Raw genomic sequence first — 20,772 nt, forward strand, 5'->3', positions numbered from 1 at the left:
CGGGCTTGTTGGCCACCATGATCCGCGCGGCGCGTCAGCGCCGTCGCGAACGTAACACCAGCGTCGGGGTGTCAGCACGCTGCGACTTCACGTCCGCGCCGAGCCGTTCGTCCGCGCATCCTTGAAGGACACGCTGCGGCTCCATCGCGGCCATCGCTCCCCGCCTCGCGTGTCGTGACGATCGCGCGCAACGCCCCTTCCGAGTGAGGCGGGATGGCGGCCATCAAATCACAAATTCCGAAAAAGCGAAAGTAAAATCTTTCGCCTGCCCAGGCTGAACGAGGCGATCACCTTGATCACGCTCGCAAACTTTCTTTGCCGGCGCGACCGCGTCGTGTCGCAGCGGACAGCGGTCCGGTTCAAGCGCAGGCATCGGCGCTCGCTGCGATTTTTTCAGCCCACGTCTTCGAACCGCCTGCTTCGAGCCTCCGTCGAACTTCGCAAGCGGACCATTCCGGCCTCGCCGAAACCGAAGGATGGATCAGATGTCGAGATTGTCAAAACTAGCCCTGCTCACCTTGGGCGCCCTGGCGGCCGGCGCGGCCATGACGAGCGCGAGCGCGCGCGAGACCCAATGGCCGGGCTGTGAGCTGGTCTCCTGGACGGCCTGCGGCACCGACGCACAGGTGCAGCAATCGCAGCGCCGCCAGAGCCGCGATACCTCGCCGATCTACATGAAGCAGACCGATCCGCGCTACAGCAACGCGCTGACCGCGGCCGGTGGTGGCGGCGGAGGTGGTGGTGGCGGCGGCGGTGGGCGCTGAGCCCGCGCCAACGCGGGCCTGATGAGGAGCCCGGATGAGCGAAGCGACATCCGGGTTCAGCACTTCTGCCGGTGAAGAACCCGGATGTCGCTTCCGCTCATCCGGACTGCCAAGCTACGCCGCTCCGGCCTTTTGCGCGTAGGCCCAGGCCTGCTTGGTCATCGGCACCATGCGCTTGACGGACTCGATGGCCTTGTCGTTGGCGGCGGTGCCGTCGCGGATGCGGCCGATGATGCCCTGCAAAATGCCGGCGAGCCGGAACAGATTGTAGGCGAAGTACCAGTTGAGGTCCGGCAGCTCGGTGCCGGTGACGCCGCAATAGATCGCGGCCGCCTCCTCCATGGTCGGGATGTTCAGCGCCTTCAGGTCGACCCCGTCGAGGCCCGGCATGATCCACTGCATCAAGAGATAGGTGAAATCGGCCATGGGATCGCCGAGCGTCGACAGTTCCCAGTCGAGCACCGCGATGACGCGCGGCTCTGATGCGTGGAAGATCATGTTGTCGAGCCGGTAGTCGCCATGCACGATCGAGACGCGCTGCTGCACCGGCAAGGTGCGCGGCAACCACTCGATCAGCTTCTCCATTTCCGGCAGGTGCTCGGTCTCGGAGGCGCGATATTGCTTGGTCCAGCGATCGACCTGGCGGGCGAAGTAGTTGCCCGGCTTGCCGAACTCGCCGAGGCCGATCGCCGCCGGATCATAGCTGTGCAGCTTCGCCAAGGTCTCGATCTTGCTGGTGAAGATCGCGCGCCGCTCGGGCGCTGCGACATGCGGCAGGGTCGGATCCCAGAACACCCGGCCCTCCTCCATCGACATGATGTAGAAGGCCGCGCCGATGACGCTGTCGTCGTTGCACAGCGCATAGGCCTTGGCGACCGGAAAGCCCTGCTTGCCGAGTGCTGCGATGACGCGGAATTCGCGATCGACTGCATGCGCCGACGGCAGCAGCTTGCCGAACGGCTTTCGCCTGAGCACGTAGGAACGCGCCGGCGTGTTCAGGCGATAGGTCGGGTTCGACTGGCCGCCCTTGAACTGGAGCACGGTCAGCGGGCCCTGATAGCCTTCGACATGCTCGGCCATCCAGGCCGCGAGCTTGGCCTCGTCGAAGCGATGCCGCTCCTCGACCGGCTTGGTGCCGGAGAATTCTTCGTCCTTCTTGACGCCGTCGGCCACGACGAACTCCCTTGGTGTTACGTCTCATCCTACGAGCCGCGGCGATTGCCGTCGCTCGTTTTTTTTCGTCATTGCGAGCGCCGCCTGCAATGCCCGTGAGAGGGCTCAGTTACGTAGGGTGGGCAAAGCGAAGCGTGCCCACCCTCTTGCTTCGCGCTCGACAATGGTGGGCACGCCTCCGACTGCGCGCTTTGCGCACAGCCGGAGGCCTTGCCCACCCTACGAGTTCAGTGCCGCGGCTCGTTGGCGTATTTCTTCATTTCGAGCCGGGCGATGGCGCGGTTGTGCACCTCGTCGGGGCCGTCGGCAAGACGGAGCGTGCGGATGTTGGCGTAGTCCTTGGCGAGACCCGCATCATCCGACACGCCGGCGCCGCCGAACGCCTGGATGGCGTCGTCGATGATCTTCAGCGCCATGTTCGGGGCGGCGACCTTGATCATCGCGATCTCGCCCTGGGCGGTCTTGTTGCCGACCTTGTCCATCATGTCGGCCGCCTTGAGGCACAACAGCCGGCACATCTCGATGTTGGTCCGGGCCTCGCCGATGCGCTGCTCCCACACCGAATGCTCGATGATCTTCTTGCCGAAGGCCTGGCGCGTCATCAGCCGGCGCACCATCTTCTCCAGCGACTCCTCGGCCTTGCCGATGGTGCGCATGCAGTGATGGATGCGGCCGGGGCCGAGGCGGCCCTGCGCGATCTCGAAGCCGCGGCCCTCGCCGAGCAGGATGTTCTCCGCGGGCACGCGGACGTTCTCGAGCAGCACCTGGGCGTGGCCGTGCGGCGCGTCGTCGAAGCCGAACACCGGCAGCATCTTCTCGACCTTGATGCCGGGGGTGTCGAGCGGCACCAGGATCTGCGACTGCTGCTGATGCTTGGCGGCCGACGGATCGGTCTTTCCCATCAGGATCGCGATCTTGCAGCGGGGATCGCCGACGCCCGACGACCACCATTTGCGGCCGTTGATGACGTAATGATCGCCGTCACGCACGATCCGCGTCTCGATGTTGGTGGCATCCGACGAGGCCACGGCCGGCTCGGTCATCAGGAAGGCCGAGCGGATCTCGCCGTCCATCAGCGGGCGCAGCCATTTGCGCTTCTGCTCCTTGGTGCCGTAGCGGATGAACACTTCCATGTTGCCGGTGTCGGGCGCCGAGCAGTTGAACACCTCGGAGGCCCACGAAATGCGGCCCATCTCCTCCGACAGCAGCGCATATTCGAGATTGGACAGACCGGCGCCGCGGAACTCGTCGTCCTCATGTGGCGACGGCGGCATGAACATGTTCCAGAGGCCTTCCGCCTTGGCCTTCGCCTTGAGGTCCTCCAGGATCGGGATCACCTTCCAGCGGTCGCCCTCGGCGTCCTGCTGCTTGTAGATCGGCACCGCCGGGCGGACATGCTTGGTCATGAAGCTGCGCACACGCTCCAGCCATTCCTGCTGCTTCGCCGACATCGTGAAGTCCATGGGACTCTCCTTGGGTGTTTCCTCTGAAATTTTGGCCGCAGTGTCGGCCCGCCCACGGCGTCCGTGCAAGTGTGATCTTGCGCGACACGACCGCGCGAACCGTCGCTGCAGCGCCGAAATGTCGCCCCACGGAAGAACCGTGATTGACATTGCGGCCGTCTCAAACAATAGTTTCATACAATTGTTTGAAACGCAACTCCCCGCTTCATCGTTCGGGAGGACGAGCATGGCGACCGACCAGACCCGGACTGCGATCCTGATCGCCGCCGAGCGGCTCTATGCCGAACGCGGCTTCTCCGACGTAACCTTGCGCGACATCGTGGCGGAGGCGAACGTCAATCTCGCCGCGGTGAACTATCATTTCGGCTCCAAGGACGAGCTGATCGCCGAACTGTTCGTGACGCGCTCGATCGCGCTCAACCGCGAGCGCCTGCGCGAATTGCGTGAAGCCGAGGATGCCGGCGGCGGCCGCGCCGACATCTCCGACATCCTGCGCGCCCTCGTCGGCCCGATCCTGCGCGGCTGCCTCGGCCCTGAGAACCAGCGCTCGGCGGTGGCGCAGTTCATGATCCGCGCCTCGATCGAATCGGTGCCGCCAATTCGCCGTATCAAGACCAAGGAAATCGACCATCTGCGGAAGTTCGCAAGCGCAATGCAGCGCGCCCTGCCCGACAGCTCCGAGGTCGATCTGTTCTGGGGCCTGCATTTTGCGCTCGCCATGGCGCATCACACCATCCGCGAGAGTGAGCGCCTCACCAAGCTCTCCGACGGTCAATGCGACCTCGACGATGTCGAGGATGTGATCGCGCGGGTGGTGCGCGGCGCCGTGCTCGGCTTGACCGCGCGCGATCAGGCGGCAAAGTCGAAGGTCAAGATTGCAGCGCGCAGCCCGTAGCCGGGATCCCACCATCCACCATGGAGTCCACTCGTGACGTACCGACCGCACCTGTTACTCGCCTTCGTCGCGTCCACGCTCGTGATGGTCACCGCCAGCGAGCCGGTGCTGGCCCGCGGCGCCGCCGCCAGCATCATGAACTCGCCGGGCTATCAGCGCCGCCTGCAGGAATCGCGGCAGCAGCTTGGCGCGCCACCGCCCGCCCGGTACGTTGTAGAGCCGCGCTATCATGCGCCGCGGCACAAGGCGAAGCGGCACCGTCATCACAGCCACAATTAGGAGCAAACTCTCTCCACGGGTCGTCCCGGCGAACGCCGGGACCCATACCGCATGATCCGTCTTGAGGCACGCGGAGAGATATCGAGAGTCAGCACGCCGGCCGGTGGTTATGGGTCCCGGCGTTCGCCGGGACGACACCGGAGAATGACGCGACTAGCGGTGCCCTACACGACGCCCTGCTGCTTCAACGCCGCGATCTTCGCCTCGTCATAGCCGAGCCCCGACAGCACGTCCTGCGTATGCTCGCCGAGCAGCGGCGGCGCGCGATATTCGGTGATCGGGGTGCCGGAGAAGGTCAGCGCGTTGCGGATCAGGGACAGCTGCGGCTCGAACGGGTGCTCGACCTTCACCTCCATGCCGCGCGAGCGGACATGCGGATCGGCGAACACGTGCGCAAAATCGTTGACCGGCCCGCATGGCACGCCGGCCTTCTCCAGCTCCTCCAGCCAATGCGCCACCGAGTTCTTCAGGAACAGGCCGGCGAAGATCGCCATGATCTCCTTGCCGTTGACGACGCGGTCGTTGTTCCTGACGAATTTCGGATCGGTGGCGAGCTGGGGCGAGCCGAGCACGGCGCAGGTGCGCGCGAATTGCGCGTCGTTGCCGACCACCAGCATCAATTCGCCGTCGGTGCAGCGGAACACGCCGGCCGGCATGCCGCCATTGCCCCAGGTGCCGCGGCGCGGCGGCGACTTGCCGTTGACCAGGAAGATCTGGGCGTAGTGCGACAGCGACGCGATCACGGTGTCGAACAGGCAGACGTCGATGTGCTGGCCGCCGCCGCCATTGACGTCGCGGTGATACAGCGCCGAAAGGATGCCGATCGAGGTGTTCATGCCGGTCATGTAGTCGACGATCGAGGGCCCGACCTTCATCGGCCCCGCCCCCGGTTCGCCGTCCATGTGGCCGGTCACGCTCATCAGCCCGCCCATGGCCTGGAAGATCGCATCATAGCCGGCGCGCGGTGAATACGGCCCGGTCTGGCCGAAGCCGGTCACCGAACAGTAGATCACGTCGGGATTGATCGCCTTGATGGCCTCGTAGTCGAGGCCGTAGCGCTTGAGATCGCCGACCTTGTAGTTCTCCATGAACACGTCGCAGTCCTTGGCGAGCGCGCGGATGATCTCCTGCCCCTCCGGCGAGGCGATGTTGACCGTGACGGACTTCTTGTTGCGGTTGGCGCAGATGTAGAAGGAATTGTTGTTGTTGGCCTTGCCGTCGGGATCCCTGAGGTAGGGCGGACCGAACGCGCGCGCGTCGTCGCCGGTGCCGGGCCGCTCGATCTTGATCACCTCGGCGCCGAGATCGGCCAGCATCTGCGCCGACAGCGGTCCGGCCAGGACGCGGGTCAGATCGAGAATCTTGATGCCAGAAAGCGGCAGGGCCGACATGGAGTTCCTCCGGGAGTTTTTATTCCTTGGCGCGGACATGCCCTAGCGAGGGCCCCGCCCGTCACCCGCCGATACACCATTTCGCAACTCGGAGCACTGCGCTGGCGGCATGCCGCCTTGCCCGGCACAGGACGTCACCCCGAGCACCGCGCCCCGGGCGACCCAAATCCTGGGCGGTGGAAACTCGTCGCCGCTCCAAGACGGCCGCTCCGGCGCGGACATTGCCGGATTCGCGACGGCCGGCCACTTTCTTGCTTCATTTTGTGTGCGACCGGAGTCCAGACACATCCGGACACAGGGAACAAGGAGCCGTTAAGCGTTACAGCCACAGCTGGAGGCAGGTTTGATGTCTTACCCTCTGGAGCACGCCATGACGTCGATCTCTGCCTCCTCGATGAGCGGCTTTTCCCCGCTCGACCTGCTCAAGCAGGAGCTCACCAAGGAAGTCTCGGCCGGCAAGGTCAGCTCGACCGACCAGACCGCCCTGTCGTCGGCGCTCGACGACATCGATTCCGCGTTGAAGAGCGGCAGCAGCAGCTCGTCCTCGTCATCGACCTCCAGCACACCGCCCTCGCCCAAGGAGATGCAGTCGAAGATCGACGATCTCATCCAGAGCGAGGTCGACAGCGGCAAGCTGACGTCGGACCAGGCAAGCGAGCTGAAGAACGTGTTCGCCAACGCCTTCTCCGGCGGCCCGGGCGGCGCGGGTGGTGCCGGTGGCCCGCCACCCGGTCCGCCGCCGAGCGACGACAGCAGCAGCGACACCACCTCAAGCACCTCGTCCTCGTCGTCGTCATCGTCCTCGTCCCAGGTCGAGGAGCTCCTGAAGAAGCTGCTCGAGGCGCTGCAGAGCTCGAACAGCAGCACGACATCGTCCTACAGCGCCAGCGGCACCAGCTCGTCGAGCTCGACCAGCAAGTCGCTGGTGGTGGACTTCTCGGCGTGACCGAACGAAGACGCGCCGCGTAGTCCGCACGGCCTCGTGGCGCACCGTCTTCTCATCCTGGTCATTGCGAGGCAGCCGGGTTCTCCCAGCCAGCGCGTGAGCCCCGCATGTCGCTACGCTCATGCGGGCTACGGGGCTTCACTCCGGCGCGTTGAATGTCCGCGCAAAATACACCGGCGCGGCCGCCGCCTTCAGGCGGTAGAGCTGGGCCGGCCGGTTCGGTCCCTTGCGCATCTTGGCGACCGGCTCGATCAGGTCGGCCGAGAGCATGCGGGTGCGGAAGGCGCTCTTCTCCAGCGGACGATCGAGCACGATCTCGTAGGTCCGCTGCAGCTCGGGCAGAGTGAACTCCTCCGGCATCAGATAGGCCGGCAGCGAGGTGTACTCGACCTTGTTGCGCAGCCGCCGCACGGCGGCCTGCAGGATCTCGGCATGATCGAAGGCGAGCTTCGGCTTCACGCTCATGCCCGCGAGCGGAAACCATTGCGCATCGGCCGCGAGCGCGGCCTCCGCTGCTGACGCCGGGATCAGCGCGAAATAGGCGTGCGTCGCCGACCAGCCGCGCGGGTCACGGTGCGCGCTGCCCCAGCTGCCGAGCTGCTCCAGATAGGGACTGACGACGCCGGTCTTCTCGGCGAGCTTGCGCCGCGCGCAGGCTTCGAGATCGGCGTCCTTGGCCACGTCGACGAAGCCGCCTGGCAATGCAAGGGCGTCCGGGAACGGCTCCCCCTCGCCCTGGCCACGCCGCACCAGCAGCACGTGAAGCGCCTCCAGCCGGATCGTGAAGATGACGATGTCCACCGTGGTCAGCGGCCGCGGAAAATCCAGTCCGCCCGCTCTCGCGGCCGCTCCGCCGCCCTGCCCCTGCCGTGTTGCCATACCGCCCGCCCCCGAATTCGTCCCTTGACACTAGCATACTTAGTTGTACTGTCCAACTTACTAAGTTGGCGTGACACACTTATGCCATTCAACGTCAGGAGGCCGCCATGTTCGGCTTACGCTTCATCAAGGCCCAACCCACCACCTATCTCCTCAAGTACCGCGCCGGCAGCGTGGTCGAGGAAGGCGCCGGGCTCTCCACCTTCTATTATGGGCCCGCGACCTCGCTGGTCGCGATTCCGATCGGCAGCCGCGATGCCGCCTTCATCTTCCAGCAGATCGCCCGCGACTTTCAGACGCTGACGATCCAGGGCCAGGTGACCTACCGCATCGGCGAGCCGAGGAAGGCGGCCGCGATGCTGAACTTCACGCTCAAGCGCGACGGCAAGACCTACGAGTCCGATGACCCGGAGGAGCTGCCGCAGCGCGTGCTCGGCGCGGTCGAGGTGCTGGCGCAGCAGGCGGTCAAGGACATGACCCTGAAGGAAGCGCTGCGCGCCTCCGACCGCATCGCCGAGGCGATCGCGGCCGGATTGAAGCGCCGCGCCGACATCGATGCGCTGGGCCTGGACATCCTCGGCGTCGCCGTGCGCGCGGTGAAGCCGACGCCGGAGACTGCCAAGGCGCTGGAGGCCGAAGCGCGCGAGGCGATCCTGAAGACCGCTGACGAAGCCATCTTCGCGCGGCGCAATTTCGCCGTCGAGCGCGAGCGGGCGATCCGCGAGAGCGAGCTCGACACGGAGATCGCGGTCGAGCAGAAGAAGCGCTCGATCCGCGAGACGCAGATGGATGCCGAGGCCAGCGTCGCCGCAAAAAAGAACGAGCTGCGCGAGGCCGGCATGGTCGCCGATATCGGGCTCGAGGCCAAGCGCAAGGATTTCGTGTCGCTGAATGCGGCGAACACCCGCACTTTGGCGGATGCCGAAGCCTATCGCGTCGGCGCGCTGATGAAGATCTTCGAGGGCGTCGACACCCGCGTGATCCAGGCGCTGGCCGCGACCGGCATGCAGCCGGGCCAGTTGATCGCGCAGGCGTTCTCGGGCCTCGCCGAAAAGGCCGAGAAGATCGGGCAGCTCAACGTCTCGCCGGAGCTGCTGAACAGCCTGATGCAGAAGCCCGCGGAGGCGCCCCGTGTCCGGCAATGACCGCAAGGTGGTCTTGGTCGTCCGGAGAACGCGGCTCGAGGAGCTGATCGCAAGGTTCCTCACCGCGGACCAGGCCCGCTTCTATGTCGAGCATCTCGGCGCCGACTTCTCCGACTACGAGCGCGAGCACGCGGCCTACCAGGCCGCGCGCGCCACGGCGACGCAGACGCTGGAGCGCTGGGGCCGCTACCAGATCGTCGACCGCGGCTTCCTGCCGAACTTCATCTTCGGCCCCGCCGACATCGTCGCGGCGCTCGGCCCCGACGGGCTCGTCGCCAACACCATGAAATATCTCGACGGCCAGCCGCTGCTCGGACTGAACCCCGACGCTCAGCGCCATGACGGCGTGCTGCTGCCGTTCGCGCCGACCGATCTCGCGAGCCTGCTGCCCGAGGTCGCCGCCGACAAGCGCGCCGCCAAGGCCGTGACCATGGCGCGCGCGAGTCTCGCCGACGGCCAGGTGCTCCATGCGGTCAACGACCTCTTCATCGGCGCACGTACCCACGTTTCCGCCCGCTATGAGATCGCAACGCGCGACGGTCGGGAACGGCAGTCGTCGAGCGGACTGATCGTCGCCACCGGGCTCGGCTCGACCGCCTGGTTCAAGAGCATCGTCACCGGCGCGCTGGCCATAGCCGGCCGTTACGGCGGCCACGGCGACGGCGACTACACCGCCCTGCCCTGGGACGCCCGGAGCTTGCGCTTCGCCGTGCGCGAGCCGTTTCCGAGCAGGACGTCGCAGACCTCCCTGGTCTGCGGCGGGCTGAACGGCGCCGAAACCTTGCGCCTGCGCTCGCTGATGCCCGAGAACGGCGTGATCTTCTCCGACGGCATCGAGGCGGACAATCTCGATTTCAATGCCGGAACGGAAGCGGTGATCGGGATTGCGGAGCGGCAGGGACGGCTGATCGTGTGAACCGATACCGAACGCCGCTGCAGTTCGCTGCTGGATGGTGGGCACGCCGCCGCCTTCGGCGGCCGCTTTGCCCACCCTACGATCCTCATTTCCTCGCGAACACGAGCACGCCGTTCGCCGGGATCGTCACATCAGCCGAGCTCGGCTGGCCGTGCAGCGGCGGGCCGCCGGCGGTGACGGAGCCATTGTTGCCGACGACGCCCGGGTTGACCCAGTTGTCGTAGACGTCGCTGTTGAACACCTCGAGCCAGGTGCCGCCTGCCGGAAAACCGATGGCGTAGTCGCGCCATGGCGTCTCGCTCAGGCTCACGATCACCATGACGTCGTCGCCCTGGCCATCCCAGCGGTGGAAGGCAAGCACGCGGTTGCCGTCATGGACGTGGACGATGGCGCAGCCCTCCGCGGTCAGCGCCGGATGGGTGCGGCGGATCGCGGTCAGCTCTGACGTGAAGCGCATCGCATCCGCGGTGATCTTGTCCTCGCCGTCGAGCAGCGCCCAACTGATCGTCGTGTCCGGGCTCGGCGTGTCGCTCCATTGCTTGTCCTCGAACAGCTCCTGGCCCATGAACAGCATCGGGATGCCCGGCGCGGTCAGCAACAGGCCGGTGGCGACGCGGCTGCGGCTGCGCGCATACCAGCAGCGACTGTCGACGGGATCAGCGAGGCGCGGAATGCGCGGCTCGCGGCCGGCATAGACGATGTCGTGGTTCTCGATCGAGTTGACCGCGCGCCAGCGCTTGTCGAGGCTGAGATCGGCGATCGCCGCGGCGATCGGCTGCATCGGGACGACAGCGCCCGCGCCGCCGGCCGCGCTCGCGATGGCGCCGCGCACCGACAACCGCAGGCCGTCGCTCCAGGTCGCGTCGAAGCCGGCGCCGCCCTGCGCGATGTCCCTCACCACCCACGGGTTGACAGGCCAGTATTCGGCGATCTGGATCGCATCCGGCTTCTCCGCGCGCAGCGCCTCGGTGAGCTGCTGGCAGGTCGCCCAGCCGCCGAAGCGGTCCATCACGCTGACCTCGTCGAAGCGCAGGCCGTCGGCGTGGTACTCGCGGTACAGCATGATGGCGTTGTCGACGAGGTATTGCCGCACGTCGGCGTTCCAATAGGCGAAAACCTGACCGCCCGCCCAGCCCTGGTCGGTGAAATACAGGCTGCGGTTGGGGTCGCCATAGGCCTGACGGTCGAAGAACCAGATGCTGCTCTCGTCGAACCCGCCGCCGGCGTGATTGTAGACGACGTCGAACAGCACGGCGATGCCATGGACATGGCAGACATCGATCAGCGCGCGCAGCTGGTCGTCGCAATGACGCACCGCGCCGATATCGGCGTAAGGCGCGGCGCCGGCAGCCGTCAGGATTTCGTTGGTCCGTGCGAAATAGGCGGCGAGATGCGCCTCTTCGTGCTCGCCATATTCGGTCTCCGGGCTGAACAGGTCGGTGCCGTTGTAGCCCATGCTGAACATGGTCGGGAATTCCTGCACCGGCAGCAGCTCGATGGCGTTGACGCCGAGCTTCGCCAGATGCGGCACGCGCTCGATGACGTCGAAGAAGCAGCCGTCGGGATTGCCCGCCTTCATGTCGAAGGTGCCGACATGGAGCTGATAGATCACGAGCTCGTTGTTGGGCGGCGGCGTGAAGTCGGTGTCGTGCCAGGGAAACGCGCCGGGATTGCGCAGCACCGAATGCGCCTGCGGAAACGGCGGATCCACGGTGAGCAGCCGCGCATGCGGATCGCGCTTGTAGCCGGACGAGCCCTCACCCTCGACGAAATACATGTAGGCGTCGCCGTCCTTGAGCGACGGCACGAAGATCGCCCAATGGCCGTTGCCGATCGGCGCGAGACGGCAGCTCGCATCCTGCGCCCAGTCGTTGAACGGGCCGGAGACGTAGACCGCCTTGGCATGCGGCGCGAACACGCGGAAGGTGGCGCCGCCGGTCACCAGGGTGCCACCCATCGGAGCCTGGAGAAGATGCATCTGCCTGAGCGATATCCGTAGGCCTTCGGGAAACGGCGGCAGCGTAACAGGTTCGAGCAGCATATCCACGGCCGGCCCTCCGCTCAGAACAGCCGCGCGCCGTTCGGCACGGCCTTGTCGGGCTGGAACAGCACGACGTTGCCCTGCTCATCGGGAAAGCCGAGCGTCAGGACCTCGGACATGAACTTGCCGATCTGACGCGGCGGGAAGTTGACGACGCCGGCGACCTGGCGGCCGACCAGGGTGGCCGGATCATACAGCGCCGCGATCTGCGCGCTGGAGCGCTTCGTGCCGATACCGGGCCCGAAATCGATCGTCAGCTTCAGCGACGGCTTCTTCGCCTCCGGATAGGGCTCGGCCGCGACGATGGTGCCGACGCGGATGTCGACGGCCAGGAACTGGTCAAAGCCGATCCCTGCTGCCGCCGGTGCTGTCGGATCGTGGGAGAGATGCATGGCGGCCTCATCAAACGCGGGACCGCGCGGGAAGGCTTGCGATCCCGACGCGGTTTGGGCCGGAATCTTTAATGGCCATACGGGCTCCTGACAATGCACCCGCCCGGCGACGGCACGGCATATGGACGATTGGCTGCGTTGGTGTGGCGGGCCGGTCGCAGGCTGAGAAGCCTCCAATCTCTGGCGAGCAAGCGGGGTACCGGCTTTCTGCATCGCCGAGCGGAGGTCCGTGAATCGCCATGGCGTGCTGCTACCCGCCACATCGTCGCATGCGCGCGTTTCCCCGTCCTGCAGCATGCCCGCCGCCGAGCGCAATGACCCTGACACGTCACCTGTAATGTCGCAGTTCGTTCGCTTTTGCCTCCAGACGCAGCACGGAGGCTCAGCCTGCCCGCGAATAGCGGACATCGTCAGCACCCGTCGCCAGGCACAACCTGCCTACCGCGCGTTGCTGCCTCACTGCTCTTGCGCTCTTGGGATGGTCCTGGCCGGCGCTTCTGACAGGCGAGCTAGGCGGCGCGCCGCCCGCGCGACAGAGTTTCGGATGGAAGCTCACCGAACATGTCGCGATAGTCTCTTGCGAAGTGTCCGAGATTTCCGAAGCCGCAATTGAAGGCGACTGCAGAGACGGAGGTACGCTGATTAGGCCCCTCGAGCATCTGCTTTGCCTGTCGCAATCGCACCGTTTTCGCAAACGCCATCGGCGAATATCCGCGGCTCTTCTTGAACGCAGCATAGAGCGCGCGGATGCTGACGCCTGTCTGCGAAGCCAGCCCCTCGATCGTGATGGCGCGGTCCCAAGAGGCCTCGATATATTCCTCGGCCAGCCGAACGATCCGCGGCACGACGTCCTTTTCGGCTCTCTCCAACAGCTCGCTGAAATTGTGGCGGTGAGCCGACAGGAAGGAAACGATAAGAGCCTGCTCCAGTTCGACGAGGACCGCGCGTGGCAACTCTGTCGCCGTCGCATCCAACTGATGAGCGAGGAACATCGCCAGATCGCGCAGGACCAGAGCGTTCGGCTGCAACGCCGCGGCAATCGGATCAAACTTGAGAACACCGGCCGGCTTTGCACCGAGCAGCGTCGTCAGTGTCTGCTCCAACGCCCTCGCGCTTATTCGAAGAATGAGCTGCTCATAACCTGGCTCGAACACAATCCTGTTGGCTTCGCCCGGCGCAACTATGCAGGACTGCCGCTCGGTTATCGCGACCGCCGTGCGATTTAGGACGGTCAAAGCGCTGCCTTTGAGGCCAATTTGCAGGCGCGCGAAGTCGCTCTCCGGGAACTTTACGACCGACCTTCCCCCACCATATGCACAGAAGCCAAGGCCGATATTCGCAAGCTGAAGGTAGTTTCCTACCCCCTGGAATTCATTTGCGTTGGTGACTGCGAAGCCAGTTGCCCCATAGACCGTACGCAACGCGTGCTCCATCGCCTCCGGATCGTCTGTACGAATGACGGGAGCGCGGCTCAGCAGGCTTACGGATCGGTCAAGGTTCATCCAAAGATAGTATCTCAGATTGACCGAACTCAAACCTGGGAAAAACCCGGTCAGCGGCGCGGTGTCGCAGCTCGATCTTCGTGAAGGCCGATATAGCTTTTGAGGCCGCCCCAGCGCTCTTGAGAATGGTGTCGCCGACGCGTCTGTCAGGCGAGCTAGGCGGCGCGCCGCGCGCGTGACAGAGTTTCGGATGGAAGCTCACCGAACACGTCGCGATAGTCTCTTGCGAAGTGTCCGAGATTTCCGAAACCGCAATTGAAGGCGACTGCAGAGACGGAGGTACGCTGATTTGGCCCCGAGAGCATCTGTTTTGCCCGACGCAATCGCACCGTCTTCGCAAACGCCATCGGCGAATATCCGCGGCTCTTCCTGAACGCAGCATAGAGCGCGCGGACGCTGACGCCTGTCTGCGAAGCCAGCTCCTCGATCGTGATGGCGCGGTCCCAAGAGGCCTCGATATATTCCTCGGCCAGTCGAACGATCCGCGGGGTGACATCTCTTTCGCCTCTCTTCAACAGCTCGCTGAAATTGTGGCGGTGAGCCGACAGGAAGGAAACGATGAGAGCCTGCTCCAGTTCGACGAGCACCGTGCGTGGCAGCTCTGTCGCCGCCGCATCCAACTGATGAGCGAGGAACATCGCCAGATCGCGCAAGACCAGAGCGTTCGGCTGAACCGCTGCGGCAATGGGATCAAACTTGAGAACACCGGCTGGCTTTGCACCGAGCAGCATCGTCAATGTCTGCTCCAACGCCCTCGCGCTTATTCGAAGAATGAGCTGCTCATAACCTGGCTCGAACACAATCTTGTTGGCTTCGCCCGGCGCAACTATGCAGGACTGCCGCTCGTTTATTGCGATCGCCGTGCGATTTAGAACGGTCAAAGCGCTGCCTTTGAGGCCGATTTGCAGGCGCGCGAAGTCGCTCTCCGGGAACTCGACGAGCGACCTTGCCCCGCTATATGCACAAAAGCCGAGACCGATGCTCCCGAGCTGAAGATAGTTGCCAACCCCCTGGAATTCATCTGCGTTGGTGACTGCGAATCCGGTTGCCCCGTAGACCGTCCGCAACGCGTGCTCCATCGCCTCCGGATCGTCTGTACGAATGACGGGAGCGCGGCTCAGCGGGCTCACGGATCGATCCAAGTCCATCGAAGGATCAGTCCTCGCTTATAAGGCTCGTGTTAAAATACTGGAGCGCAAGTCTTCCGGACTGATCCAAGTCAACATCGGAAAAGCTCCCGTCGGGCGGCCGGCGGCCGGGCGCAACAGTTCGATCACGTCCCCGATTTATCGCATGTTATTTTGAAGGCGGTAATTGGCTAATGATGCAGCAAATCCTGAGCGATGTTTGCAGAGTTTGGACTTGAGAATGACTTCAGAATCGCCGCGCGACGCGCTTCAATCTCGTTGAGAGGGGCAAGGCGGCCGTCTCTCCAGAATGCGGCGGCAAGCGAGGAGGCGAACGTGGCGGCAAAGGCCGAGCAGAACTCCACCATGAAGTCAAAGCTCGCTGCGCGCATCCTGGCAGCGGCAGCCAAGGGTGCACGTGACCCGAACAAGCTGAGAACCGCGGCACTTTTGGGAGACGATGATGTTCGGAACACTGACACACTTCCCATGGGACACAGTCCTCATGATTGGCTCTCAAGCTCAAGCCGGTCTCGCTCGCCACCTGCTCGACGGCTTTGAGGCGCAATGGGATCAGCAGAGCAAGACAAGCGCCACCCAACCGTCGACGCTGGGCGCTTGAGATACCCGATCTTGCGAAGCAGGTCACCGAGACGATGGACTTATGACTTCGTCACAACGCGAACCTGGCAACGTCCACACGCCTGTCGATATGAGTCGGTATGGAGTGAGTTCTGTCATGCTTATCAAGACGGTCACGTTGCATTCTATCACTTATCTTGTAGGCATTACCAGTTCAGTGGCAGTACACCATGCCATCCCCTCGCCGGGCACAGCGACCATCTTCCAATCTGGCACCACTGCAATACGTTATCAGCAGATCGCCAATCGCTCGACCAAAGGCGATAAGTTGCCGATCTGGCAAGCAACGCGTCAACTCAACAACAAAGCACCCGTACAGAGGCCAGCATACACCGTGCCAATTTCCAAATTCGGAAACGACTGTAAACCGCCAATTGATGTCCCTGGCCGCTGCTTTGCAGACGCCGGAGGGTACCGCAAGGTTGCGTCGTCCGCTCCCGCCCCAATTCGCGGCATACCGATTGCATCGAACCAAATCGGTCCTGCCGCGGCGGATCTGGTGTAGTCGTGGTGCAAAGATGACCAATATTCGAGGCGGCGACCTGTCCAATCCTGCAGTATTGAAATCGCTAAGTAGAATCCGCACAGCAAAGCTGCGCCTCGATCGGCCGACGTCGTGCCAGTCCCTAGAGGCCGACCTGTTGTCGCAGATCGCGCTTTGCGACGTTCTGTTGGACGAGATTCAATCGGTCGCTTGCAGCCTAAAGCTGGCGAGAGCCGTACCCGGTGAGCCGATGCCTGGTCGCAACCGGGCGCGGCTGCGATACCGTTCCTCAAAACATGATGGGCAGCGACGGCGCGCGGCGCAGCGATGTTGCGTGCCATCGAAGTTTCGTTCAGTCGCCACGTAGCGCGGATGGGCGCAGCGACATCCCGGTTCACCGACACGACACGTGAGGCCCCGCACGTCGGCTGGCGCCGACGTGTCCCACGGGCCGGCTGTCGCTCATGCGGGCTACGCGCCGCACCGAGATCCGCATGAGAAACGCACCGTCTCTCCTCCGTGATTGGCGCGGCGGTCGTGCATCAAGCTGTCATTGCACCTGCTTAGTGGGCACGCCGCCGCCTTCGGCGGCCGCTTTGCCAATCCTGCGCAAGGACGTAACTACACATTCTCCAAATGGCACGCCACCCACTGGTCCTCGCCTTTCAGCCGCAGCTCGGGAGCCTCTACGCGGCAGCGGTCGAAGGCCAGGGGGCAGCGGGTGTTGAAGCGGCAGCCTTTGGGCGGGTTGACCGGGCTCGGAACGTCGCCCTTGAGGATGATCGGTGTGCGCTCGGCGCCGGGTTCGGGAATGGGCACGGCTGACAGCAGCGCCTTGGTGTAGGGATGACCCGGTGTGGCAAAGATCTGCCGCCTTGGCGCCATCTCGACGATCTTGCCGAGATACATCACCGCCACGCGGTGCGTCATGTGCTCGACGATCGCGAGGTCGTGGCTGATGAACAGCAGCGCCAGGCCGAACTCGCGCTGCAGATCCTGCAGCAGGTTGACGATCTGCGCCTTGACGGAGACGTCGAGCGCGGAGACCGCCTCGTCGCAGACGATCAGGTCCGGCTTGGCGGCGAGCGCGCGGGCGATGCCGATGCGCTGGCGCTGGCCGCCGGAGAATTCGTGCGGCCGGCGGTTCACCGCGTCGCGCGGCAGCCGCACGATCTCCATCAGCTCGGCGATGCGCGCGTCGCGCTCCGCGGCGGTCTTCGCGAGGCCGAAATTGTTGATCGGCTCGGCCAGGATGTCGCGGATCCGCATCCTTGGATTGAGGCTGGAGAACGGATCCTGGAAAACGACCTGGACGCGGCGGCGCATCTCGCGCAGGCTGCCAGGGGGAAGATCGTCGATGCGCTGGCCGTCGAGCACGATCTGGCCGGCGGTGACGTCGAACAGCCGCAGGATGGCGCGGCCGACCGTCGACTTGCCGCAGCCGGATTCGCCGACCAGGGAGAGCGTCTCGCCGCGCGCGATCTCGAATGACACGCCGTCGACCGCATGCACCTTGCTCTTGCTGCGGCCGAACAGCCCGCTGGAGATCGGGAAGTGCTTCTTGAGGTCGTTGACCTGGAGCAGCGGCATGGTCATGCGGCAGCCTGCTCCTTGGCGGCGAAATGACAGGCGGCGATGTGGTGCGCGGCCTTCTGCTCCAGCCCCGGCGCATATTGACGGCACAGGTCGGTCGCGAGCGCGCAGCGGCCGGCGAACACGCAGCCTTCGATGCGCTGCTTCAAATCCGGCACCTGGCCGGGGATCTCGGCGAGGCGCTTCGTCTCGCCCGACAGCGACGAGCCGAGCTTGGGCAGCGCGCCGAGCAGGCCTTGCGTGTAGGGATGGCGGGGGGTGCGGAACAGCTCCTTGACCGGCGCTTCCTCGACCTTGCGTCCCGCATACATCACCATCACGCGCTCGGCGACCTCGGCGACGACGCCGAGATCATGGGTGATCAGGATGATCGCGGCGCCGACGCGCTGCTTCAGCTCCAGCATCAGCTTGAGGATCTGCGCCTGGATGGTGACGTCGAGCGCGGTGGTCGGCTCATCCGCGATCAGGAGCTTTGGATTGCAGGCCAACGCCATCGCGATCATCACGCGCTGGCGCATGCCGCCGGACAGCTGGTGCGGATATTCGCGCACGCGCCGTGCCGGCTCAGGGATTCCGACGAGAGTCAGCATCTCCACCGCGCGCGCCTCGGCCTGCGCCTGGTCGAGCCCCTGGTGCAGCCGCAGAGTCTCGCCGATCTGGCGGCCGACGGTCAGCACCGGGTTGAGGCTGGTCATCGGCTCCTGGAAGATCATCGAGATGTCGTTGCCGCGGAGCTGACGCATCTCGCGGTCGGACAGCGTCAGGATGTCCCGGCCCTCGAGCAGAATCGAGCCCGCGATCTTGCCCGGCGGCTCCGGAATCAGCCGCATCATCGACATCGAGGTGACGGACTTGCCGCAGCCGGATTCGCCGACGATGGCGAGCGTCTCGCCCGGGTTGACGTGGAAGGAGACGCCGTCGACGGCACGGTTGATGCCGGTCGGCGTACGGAAATGGACCTGGAGGTTCTCGACCTCGAGCAGCGGCATCAGATCGGCTCCCGGCCGCGGTTTGGGGCCTCATGCGGAGACATAGGGGCCTCATGGTTCGAGACGCGTCGCGCATTGCGACTGCCGAATATCACGACCAACTCGGCGCGGCGCTCCTCACCATGAGGCGTTAGCGCCGAGGCCGGTGCTGCACATCGGCGATGAGCAGCGTCGCCATGTGAAATGCTCCCACCCCTCACCCTGAGGAGCCCGCCGAAGGCGGGTGTCTCGAAGGGCCAGGCCCCTGCTCGGACCTCGTGGCTCGCCCGCCTCACTCCGCTGCTCATGGTGATTTGGCCATGCGCGGATCGAGCGCGTCGCGCAGGCCGTCGCCAACGAGGTTGACGGCGAGCACGGTCACCGACAGGAACGCGGCCGGGAAGAACACGATGTAGGGCTTGACCTGCCACAGCGCGCGGCCCTCGGCCATGATGTTGCCCCAGGACGGGATGGTGGGCGGCGTGCCGGCGCCGATGAAGGACAGGATCGCCTCGGTGATCATCGCGCTGGCGCAGATGTAGGTCGCCTGCACCAGCATCGGCGCCATGGTGTTCGGCAGGATGTGGCGCAGGATGACCATCGGCGTGCGCGTGCCCGACGCAACCGCGCCATCGACATAAGGCTGCTCGCGCAAACTCAACACGACACCGCGGACGAGCCGCGCCACGCGCGGGATTTCAGCGATGGTGATGGCGAGGATGACATTGCCGACGCTGCCGCGCGTCAGCGCCATCAGCGCCACCGCGAGCAGGATCGGCGGGATCGACATCAGCCCGTCCATGCAGCGCATCAGCACGCCGTCGGCCCAGCGCAGGAAGCCGGCGACGAGACCGATCGAAAGGCCGATCAGCGATGCCGCCAGCGCCACCGACAGCCCGACCGTGAGTGAGACCCGGGTGCCATAGAGCACGCGCGAATAGACGTCGCGTCCCAGCGCATCGGTGCCGAACCAGAAATCCGCCGACGGCAACCGCGTGCGCTTGGCCGGCGCGATCGCTGTGGGATCGACGGTGAACAGGAACGGCGCGAATACGCCGATGATGACGAGCAGCAACAGCAGCGCGCCGCCGATCGCGACCGTCGGATGGTTGCGCAGGAAGCCGATGGCGCCGCGCCGGATCTTTGGCGCGACCATCAGGTCCGGCAGAACAGGCGCGAGGACGAGGCCCGGCGGCGGCGATGTTGATGTCGTGACGGTCAATAGCGGATCCTCGGGTCGACCAGGGTGTAGGTGATGTCGATCAGGAGATTGACGAGCACGTAGACGAAGCTGAACAAGAGCACGATGCCCTGGATCACCGGATAGTCACGGCGCAGGATGGCATCGATGGTGAGCCGGCCGAGGCCGGGAATGGCGAACACGCTCTCGGTGACGACGGCGCCGCCGATCAGGAGCGCGATGCCGATGCCGACCACGGTGACGATCGGCACAGCGGCGTTCTTCAGCGCGTGGATGAACAGGATGCCGCCCTGCCCCAGCCCCTTGGCGCGGGCGGTGCGGATGTAGTCCTGCTGCAGCACTTCGAGCATCGCGGCGCGGGTGATGCGCGCGATCAGCGCAATGTAGACGCAGCCGAGCGCGACCGCCGGCAGGATCAGGTTCTGCAGCCACGGCCAGAATCCTTGGGACAGCGGCGTGTAGCCCTGCACCGGCAGCCAATCGAACTTCAGCGCAAAGACATAGGCGAGGATGTAGCCGACCACGAACACCGGCACCGAGAAGCCGAACACGGCGAACGCCATGATGATCCGGTCGATCCAGGTGCCGGCCTTCCACGCGGCGATGACGCCAAGCGGCACGGCGATGATGATGGTGAGACACAGCGTCACCATCATCAGCGACAAGGTCGGCTCGATGCGCTGGGCGATCATCGAAGCCACCGGGAGATTGGTGAAGATCGAGGTGCCCAGATCGAAGTGCAGCAGGCGCCACACCCAGCTTCCGAACTGGACCAGGAAGGGCTGGTCCAGTCCGAGATTGGCGCGGATGCGCTCGACATCGGCCGGGCTCGCCTGGTCGCCCGCGATCACCACGGCCGGATCGCCCGGCGCGATGTAGAGCAGGCTGAAGACGAACAGCGCGACGATCGCCATCACCGGCAAGGTCGACAGCACGCGTCGGAGCGCATAAGCGAGCATGGATGTCAGTGC

The 20,772-nt window shown here is 65.0% G+C and carries 20 protein-coding genes; 7 read left to right on the forward strand and 13 right to left on the reverse strand.

Annotated features, from left to right (window positions below; translation table 11 throughout):
• Positions 1–485 precede the first annotated feature (485 nt).
• The gene (locus QW845_RS07570; protein ID WP_315800988.1) at positions 486–764 is read left to right on the forward strand and encodes a hypothetical protein; all 279 of its coding nucleotides are present in this window, start codon (positions 486–488) and stop codon (positions 762–764) included.
• A 114-nt stretch (positions 765–878) separates the two neighbouring features.
• Here the strand turns inward: QW845_RS07570 and QW845_RS07575 are convergent, their stop codons facing one another.
• Positions 879–1,937, reverse strand: a complete 1,059-nt coding sequence (locus QW845_RS07575) for a phosphotransferase family protein (RefSeq protein WP_315800989.1) — start codon at positions 1,935–1,937, stop codon at positions 879–881.
• Between the two features lie 227 nt (positions 1,938–2,164).
• Positions 2,165–3,400: an acyl-CoA dehydrogenase family protein gene (locus tag QW845_RS07580; protein WP_315800990.1), complete on the reverse strand. Its 1,236-nt coding sequence runs from the start codon at positions 3,398–3,400 to the stop codon at positions 2,165–2,167.
• A 226-nt stretch (positions 3,401–3,626) separates the two neighbouring features.
• On the opposite strand from QW845_RS07580, the gene QW845_RS07585 reads away from it, so the two are divergent.
• The gene (locus tag QW845_RS07585; protein WP_315800991.1) at positions 3,627–4,295 is read left to right on the forward strand and encodes a TetR/AcrR family transcriptional regulator; all 669 of its coding nucleotides are present in this window, start codon (positions 3,627–3,629) and stop codon (positions 4,293–4,295) included.
• Between the two features lie 33 nt (positions 4,296–4,328).
• The gene (locus QW845_RS07590) at positions 4,329–4,574 is read left to right on the forward strand and encodes a hypothetical protein (protein WP_315800992.1); all 246 of its coding nucleotides are present in this window, start codon (positions 4,329–4,331) and stop codon (positions 4,572–4,574) included.
• A gap of 164 nt (positions 4,575–4,738) precedes the next feature.
• Here the strand turns inward: QW845_RS07590 and QW845_RS07595 are convergent, their stop codons facing one another.
• Positions 4,739–5,965 (reverse strand): CaiB/BaiF CoA-transferase family protein, encoded by a 1,227-nt coding sequence (locus QW845_RS07595; protein WP_315800993.1) that lies wholly within the window; start codon positions 5,963–5,965, stop codon positions 4,739–4,741.
• A gap of 370 nt (positions 5,966–6,335) precedes the next feature.
• Between QW845_RS07595 and QW845_RS07600 the strand changes: the two genes are divergently transcribed.
• The gene (locus tag QW845_RS07600) at positions 6,336–6,911 is read left to right on the forward strand and encodes a hypothetical protein (RefSeq protein WP_315800994.1); all 576 of its coding nucleotides are present in this window, start codon (positions 6,336–6,338) and stop codon (positions 6,909–6,911) included.
• Positions 6,912–7,049: 138 nt separating this feature from the next.
• Here QW845_RS07600 and QW845_RS07605 read toward each other — a convergent pair whose 3' ends face one another.
• A complete protein-coding gene (locus QW845_RS07605; RefSeq protein WP_315800995.1) occupies positions 7,050–7,790 on the reverse strand; it encodes an NUDIX hydrolase in 741 nt (246 codons plus the stop codon).
• A gap of 107 nt (positions 7,791–7,897) precedes the next feature.
• Here QW845_RS07605 and QW845_RS07610 point away from each other — a divergent pair, with 107 nt between their 5' ends.
• Positions 7,898–8,935 (forward strand): SPFH domain-containing protein, encoded by a 1,038-nt coding sequence (locus QW845_RS07610; RefSeq protein WP_315800996.1) that lies wholly within the window; start codon positions 7,898–7,900, stop codon positions 8,933–8,935.
• Positions 8,922–9,851: a sugar kinase gene (locus QW845_RS07615; RefSeq protein ID WP_315800997.1), complete on the forward strand. Its 930-nt coding sequence runs from the start codon at positions 8,922–8,924 to the stop codon at positions 9,849–9,851. Before QW845_RS07610 ends, QW845_RS07615 begins: the two co-directional genes overlap by 14 nt.
• 85 nt (positions 9,852–9,936) lie before the next feature.
• On the opposite strand, the gene QW845_RS07620 is transcribed toward QW845_RS07615, so the two are convergent.
• The 5 genes from QW845_RS07620 to QW845_RS07640 all read right to left on the reverse strand — a co-directional run bounded on the left by QW845_RS07620 (position 9,937) and on the right by QW845_RS07640 (position 15,323).
• Positions 9,937–11,892: an alpha amylase C-terminal domain-containing protein gene (locus QW845_RS07620; protein ID WP_315801372.1), complete on the reverse strand. Its 1,956-nt coding sequence runs from the start codon at positions 11,890–11,892 to the stop codon at positions 9,937–9,939.
• A gap of 20 nt (positions 11,893–11,912) precedes the next feature.
• Positions 11,913–12,284 carry a tRNA-binding protein gene (locus QW845_RS07625; protein ID WP_315800998.1) on the reverse strand — a complete coding sequence of 124 codons (372 nt, stop codon included), beginning with the start codon at positions 12,282–12,284 and terminating at the stop codon, positions 11,913–11,915.
• A gap of 509 nt (positions 12,285–12,793) precedes the next feature.
• Positions 12,794–13,705 carry an AraC family transcriptional regulator gene (locus QW845_RS07630; protein ID WP_315800999.1) on the reverse strand — a complete coding sequence of 304 codons (912 nt, stop codon included), beginning with the start codon at positions 13,703–13,705 and terminating at the stop codon, positions 12,794–12,796.
• 236 nt (positions 13,706–13,941) lie between these two features.
• Positions 13,942–14,916, reverse strand: coding sequence for an AraC family transcriptional regulator (locus QW845_RS07635; protein WP_315801000.1), 975 nt, complete (start codon positions 14,914–14,916; stop codon positions 13,942–13,944).
• A 188-nt stretch (positions 14,917–15,104) separates the two neighbouring features.
• Positions 15,105–15,323, reverse strand: a complete 219-nt coding sequence (locus QW845_RS07640) for a hypothetical protein (protein WP_315801001.1) — start codon at positions 15,321–15,323, stop codon at positions 15,105–15,107.
• 329 nt (positions 15,324–15,652) lie between these two features.
• Here QW845_RS07640 and QW845_RS07645 point away from each other — a divergent pair, with 329 nt between their 5' ends.
• On the forward strand, positions 15,653–16,060 hold the full coding sequence (locus tag QW845_RS07645) for a hypothetical protein (protein WP_315801002.1): 408 nt from the start codon (positions 15,653–15,655) through the stop codon (positions 16,058–16,060).
• Between the two features lie 600 nt (positions 16,061–16,660).
• Here QW845_RS07645 and QW845_RS07650 read toward each other — a convergent pair.
• The 4 genes from QW845_RS07650 to QW845_RS07665 all read right to left on the reverse strand — a co-directional run bounded on the left by QW845_RS07650 (position 16,661) and on the right by QW845_RS07665 (position 20,760).
• Complete coding sequence (locus tag QW845_RS07650) at positions 16,661–17,635, reverse strand: oligopeptide/dipeptide ABC transporter ATP-binding protein (protein WP_315801003.1); 975 nt, start codon at positions 17,633–17,635, stop codon at positions 16,661–16,663.
• Positions 17,632–18,621, reverse strand: a complete 990-nt coding sequence (locus tag QW845_RS07655) for an ABC transporter ATP-binding protein (RefSeq protein ID WP_315801004.1) — start codon at positions 18,619–18,621, stop codon at positions 17,632–17,634. Before QW845_RS07655 ends, QW845_RS07650 begins: the two co-directional genes overlap by 4 nt.
• A gap of 283 nt (positions 18,622–18,904) precedes the next feature.
• On the reverse strand, positions 18,905–19,822 hold the full coding sequence (locus tag QW845_RS07660; RefSeq protein ID WP_315801005.1) for an ABC transporter permease: 918 nt from the start codon (positions 19,820–19,822) through the stop codon (positions 18,905–18,907).
• Positions 19,819–20,760 (reverse strand): ABC transporter permease, encoded by a 942-nt coding sequence (locus tag QW845_RS07665; protein WP_315801006.1) that lies wholly within the window; start codon positions 20,758–20,760, stop codon positions 19,819–19,821. The genes QW845_RS07660 and QW845_RS07665 overlap by 4 nt, the downstream gene beginning before the upstream one ends.
• Positions 20,761–20,772 lie beyond the last annotated feature (12 nt).

The organism is Bradyrhizobium sp. SZCCHNS3002, from assembly GCF_032377435.1.
GTDB lineage: Bacteria > Pseudomonadota > Alphaproteobacteria > Rhizobiales > Xanthobacteraceae > Bradyrhizobium.

Bases quoted from the DNA above. Each gene is read 5' to 3' on its own strand.
- QW845_RS07610 (WP_315800996.1), top strand. From the start codon at position 7,898: ATGTTCGGCTTACGCTTCATCAAGGCCCAACCCACCACCTATCTCCTC.
- QW845_RS07585 (WP_315800991.1), top strand. From the start codon at position 3,627: ATGGCGACCGACCAGACCCGGACTGCGATCCTGATCGCCGCCGAGCGG.
- QW845_RS07650 (WP_315801003.1), bottom strand. From the start codon at position 17,635: ATGACCATGCCGCTGCTCCAGGTCAACGACCTCAAGAAGCACTTCCCG.
- QW845_RS07645 (WP_315801002.1), top strand. From the start codon at position 15,653: ATGCTTATCAAGACGGTCACGTTGCATTCTATCACTTATCTTGTAGGC.
- QW845_RS07570 (WP_315800988.1), top strand. From the start codon at position 486: ATGTCGAGATTGTCAAAACTAGCCCTGCTCACCTTGGGCGCCCTGGCG.
- QW845_RS07625 (WP_315800998.1), bottom strand. From the start codon at position 12,284: ATGCATCTCTCCCACGATCCGACAGCACCGGCGGCAGCAGGGATCGGC.
- QW845_RS07655 (WP_315801004.1), bottom strand. From the start codon at position 18,621: ATGCCGCTGCTCGAGGTCGAGAACCTCCAGGTCCATTTCCGTACGCCG.
- QW845_RS07595 (WP_315800993.1), bottom strand. From the start codon at position 5,965: ATGTCGGCCCTGCCGCTTTCTGGCATCAAGATTCTCGATCTGACCCGC.
- QW845_RS07665 (WP_315801006.1), bottom strand. From the start codon at position 20,760: ATGCTCGCTTATGCGCTCCGACGCGTGCTGTCGACCTTGCCGGTGATG.
- QW845_RS07580 (WP_315800990.1), bottom strand. From the start codon at position 3,400: ATGGACTTCACGATGTCGGCGAAGCAGCAGGAATGGCTGGAGCGTGTG.
- QW845_RS07620 (WP_315801372.1), bottom strand. From the start codon at position 11,892: ATGCTGCTCGAACCTGTTACGCTGCCGCCGTTTCCCGAAGGCCTACGG.
- QW845_RS07600 (WP_315800994.1), top strand. From the start codon at position 6,336: ATGACGTCGATCTCTGCCTCCTCGATGAGCGGCTTTTCCCCGCTCGAC.
- QW845_RS07605 (WP_315800995.1), bottom strand. From the start codon at position 7,790: ATGGCAACACGGCAGGGGCAGGGCGGCGGAGCGGCCGCGAGAGCGGGC.